4 protein-coding genes are annotated in these 4,094 nt (G+C 69.2%); all 4 read left to right on the forward strand.

Going from position 1 to position 4,094, the window contains the following annotated elements:
• The coding region (locus tag WAW85_RS02345) for a molybdopterin-binding protein (RefSeq protein WP_422558051.1) at positions 1 to 753 on the forward strand (753 nt) is incomplete at its 5' end.
• Positions 754 to 822: 69 nt separating this feature from the next.
• Positions 823 to 3,351, forward strand: a complete 2,529-nt coding sequence (gene nirB / locus WAW85_RS02350) for a nitrite reductase large subunit NirB (protein ID WP_422558052.1) — start codon at positions 823 to 825, stop codon at positions 3,349 to 3,351.
• Positions 3,348 to 3,737, forward strand: a complete 390-nt coding sequence (nirD, locus tag WAW85_RS02355) for a nitrite reductase small subunit NirD (RefSeq protein ID WP_422558053.1) — start codon at positions 3,348 to 3,350, stop codon at positions 3,735 to 3,737. The genes nirB and nirD overlap by 4 nt, the downstream gene beginning before the upstream one ends.
• A partial coding sequence (locus WAW85_RS02360; RefSeq protein WP_422558054.1) for a sirohydrochlorin chelatase occupies positions 3,734 to 4,094 on the forward strand: 361 nt, incomplete at its 3' end. The genes nirD and WAW85_RS02360, both read left to right, overlap by 4 nt.

Consider the following 4,094-nt stretch of genomic DNA (forward strand, 5'->3'; position numbering starts at 1 on the left):
GGCACCACCTTGACGGCGGCCGGAGTCGCCGTGGATGCGGCGGTGCGTTCGGTGTCGCTGGCCGCCGGGGTCGGCACACTGACCGTCCGCGGCCCGGTACGCGCCCTGCTGTACACCTCGGGGGACGAGATCGTCTCGAATCCATCGCCTGGCGCCCCGCTCCCGCGCGGGACGGTCCCGGACACCGCCTCGGCGCCGGTGGCCGAACTCCTCGCGCAGTACGGCCTCACGGTCAGTTCCGGTGAGCACCTGGACGACACCCCCGTCGCCTTCCGCGAGGCCTTGGGGACACCCGGCACCGATCTCGTCGTGGTGATCGGCGCGACCGGTCACGGCGTCGCCGACCATTTGCGCGCCGCGCTGACCGACGCCGGTGCGCAGATCCTGATCGACGGCCTGGCCGTGCGACCGGGCGGATCCCTCCTCGTTGCCCAATTGCCCAGCGGCGCAGTGCTTCTCGGGCTGGGGGGCAATCCACTGGCCGCCGTGGCCGGCACCGCGGTACTGGTTCCGGCGATCGTCGATGCGCTGCTGGCGCGCACTCCCCGCACCATCGAACTGCTCGACGTCGTCGACGGGGACGAAGCCCGCCTGCCCGGGCGCTGGCGGGTGCTGCCTGCCGAGCCCGACGGCGCTGGCCGCTGGTCGGTCACCCGGGGCCGGGGCACCGGCCATCTGGCCTCGACGATCGGCTACCGCGCGCTCGTTCTGGTACCCCCGCGAGAACTCACAGGCGCCTACCAGCGTCTGTGAGCTGGTTGTGACGGCGCCGCCACATCCGAGGCAATCTCTGCGCAACACCGCGTTTCTACCGTGGCTTTCATGAAGAATTTGATCGTCATCGGACACGGCATGGTGGGCCATCGCTTCGTCGAAGCCTTGCGCACCAGGGACGCCGAGAACCGCTGGAGCGTCACTGTTCTCGGAGAGGAAGACGACGCCGCCTACGACCGCGTGGGGCTGTCGGGCTATGTCGGTTCCTGGGATCGGCGCACCCTCGCCCTCCCCGGCAACGACTTCGCCGGCGACCCGGCCGTACACCTGCGCACCGGCACCGCGGTGGTCGGAATCGACCGGGTCGGCCGTACGGTCGCGCTCGCCGACGGGACGACCCTCCCCTACGACGCCCTGGTGCTGGCTACCGGCTCCTATGCGTGGGTCCCGCCGGTGCCCGGTCACGACACCCCCGGCTGCCACGTCTATCGGACGCTCGACGACCTCGACGCCATCCGTGCCGATGCCGAGGCCGCCCTGACCCGCGACAATGCGGCTGCCGGACTGGTGATCGGCGGCGGTTTGCTCGGCCTGGAGGCGGCCAATGCGTTGGCGCAGATGGGCCTGCGGCCGCATGTGATCGAAGTGAATCCGCGCCTCATGCCCCATCAGGTCGATGCCGGTGGCGGCGAGCACCTGGTCCGGATGATCCGGGAACGCGGCATCGACGTGACCCTGAATTCGGGCACCGAGCTGATCGAACCGGGCCCCGACGGCGGAGTGCGCGTTACGCTAGCCGGCGGCGCGCAGGTCGACGTGGCCGCGGTGGTCTTTGCCGCCGGGGTGCGTCCCCGCGACGAGCTCGCTCGGCAAGCCGGTCTGCAGCTGACCGACCGTGGCGGGGTCCTCACCGACCTGCGGTGTGCCACTAGCGATCCCCAGGTGTACGCGATCGGTGAGGTCGCCGCAGTCGAGGGGGTCCGCTACGGCCTCGTCGGCCCGGGGTACGCCACCGCGGAGGTGGTGGCCGATCAGCTCCTTGACGGCGATGCCACCTTCCCCGGGGCCGACTTGAGCACCAAACTCAAGTTGCTCGGTGTCGAGGTCGCCAGCTTCGGTGACGCGCACGGCACCTCGCCCGGCTCGCTGCCGGTGGTGGTGAGCGACCCGATCGGTGGAACCTACGCCAAACTGGTGCTGTCCGACGACGCACAGACCCTGCTCGGCGGCGTGCTGGTGGGCGATGCATCGGCGTACGGCATGCTGCGCCCGCTGGTCGGCTCCACTCTCCCCGGCGACCCGGTGAGCTTGATCTCCCCGGCCACCGAAGGCGGCGCCACCCTCGGTGTCGGTGCGCTGCCCGACGACGCGCAAATCTGCTCGTGTAACGACGTCTCGAAGGCGACGATCTGCTCGGCGATCGCCGACGGCTCGTGCACCGTGGCCGAGCTGAAGGGCTGCACCGGTGCGGGTACCGCCTGCGGCTCGTGTGTGCCGCTGCTCAGCCAGCTACTCGATGCCCAGGGTGTGGAAGTCTCCAAGTCGCTCTGCGAACACTTCAGCCAGTCGCGCGCCAAACTCTTCGAACTGGTGCTGGCCAGTGACATCCGGACGTTCTCCGGTCTCATTGCCCGGTTCGGTACCGGCACCGGCTGCGACATCTGCAAGCCGACGGTGGCCTCCATTCTGGCCTCCACCAGTTCCGATCACATCCTCGGCGGCGAACAAGCCACGCTCCAGGACACCAATGACGCCTTTCTTGCCAACATTCAGCGCAACGGTACGTACTCGGTGGTGCCGCGGGTGCCGGGCGGCGATATCACGCCCGAGCACCTGATTCTGATCGGCGAGATCGCCCGCGACTTCGGGCTGTACACCAAGATCACCGGCGGCCAGCGCATCGATATGTTCGGGGCGACGGTCGAACAGTTGCCGCAGATCTGGACCCGACTGGTCGACGGCGGTATGGAGTCCGGCCAGGCCTACGGCAAGTCGCTGCGGACGGTCAAGAGCTGCGTCGGATCGGACTGGTGCCGCTACGGCCAGCAGGATTCGGTACAGCTCGCCATCGATCTGGAGCTCCGCTACCGCGGTCTGCGTTCGCCGCACAAGCTGAAGATGGGCGTCTCCGGTTGTGCGCGCGAGTGCGCCGAAGCGCGCGGCAAGGATGTCGGCGTGATCGCCACCGACAAAGGCTGGAACCTGTATGTGGCGGGCAACGGCGGCATGACCCCCCGGCACGCCCAACTGCTGGCCAGCGACCTCGACACCGAGACACTGATCCGATACATCGACCGATTCCTGATGTACTACATCCGCACCGCGGACCGGCTGCAGCGGACCGCGCCATGGATGGCGGAGCTCGACGGTGGCCTGGACCGTCTCAAGTCGGTGGTGATCGACGACGACCTCGGCCTGGCCGATGATTTCGAGGCCGCCATGGCCCGGCACGTCGATGGTTACTCCTGCGAGTGGAAGGGCGTGCTCGACGACCCCGACAAACTCTCCCGCTTCGTCTCCTTCGTCAACGCCCCCGAATCCCCCGACCCGACGGTCGCCTTCGGCGAGAGCAACGGCCGCAAGGTTCCCGTCCTACTCGGCGAACCGACCCTTCGACCGCAAGGAGCCCAGAAATGACGCTCGCCTTCGACCTGCACCGCTGGACCCGTGACTGGACGGCCGCCTGCCACATCGACCGCCTGGAACGACTCCGCGGGGTGGCCGTGCTGCTGCCCGACGGCGCCCAGGTGGCCCTGTTCCGACTCGCCGACGACCGCCTCAAGGCCATTGGCAATATCGACCCAATCGGCCGGGCGGCGGTCCTCTCCCGCGGCATCGTGGGCGACCGGAACGGCTTTCCGGTGGTCCATTCCCCACTCAAGAAGCAAGCTTTCAGCCTGATCGATGGCCGCTGCCTCGATGCCGAGGGCATCTCGGTGCCGGTCTACGGCACCCGCATCGGATTGAACGGCATGGTCTTCGTGTCGAACACGCCGGAAGTTCGATTCGGGTACCGCCGATGAGCACCCTGCTGGTCGCACACGGCACCCGCAATCCGGCCGGTGTGGCAATGATCGGCGATCTGGCCGCGGCCATGAGCGCGCGCCTCGGCCATCGGGTGCGCGTCGCTTTTGTCGACGTCCTCGGTCCGACTCCCAGCGAGGTCCTCGCCGCCCTGCCCGACCACGAACGCGTGGCCGTCGTCCCCGCCTTCCTGGCGCGGGGCTATCACGTCCGCCGGGATCTGCCCGACCACGTCGCCGCCGCGGCCCACCCGAACGCACACGTGACGCCGGCGCTCGGTCCGTCGCCGATCCTGGCGATGGCCTTGGCCGACCGGCTGCGCGCGGCCGGCGCCCACCCCGGCGACGCTGTGGTGC

The organism is Gordonia sp. (in: high G+C Gram-positive bacteria) (genome assembly GCF_049299075.1).
In the GTDB taxonomy this organism is placed as follows: Bacteria; Actinomycetota; Actinomycetes; order Mycobacteriales; family Mycobacteriaceae; genus Gordonia.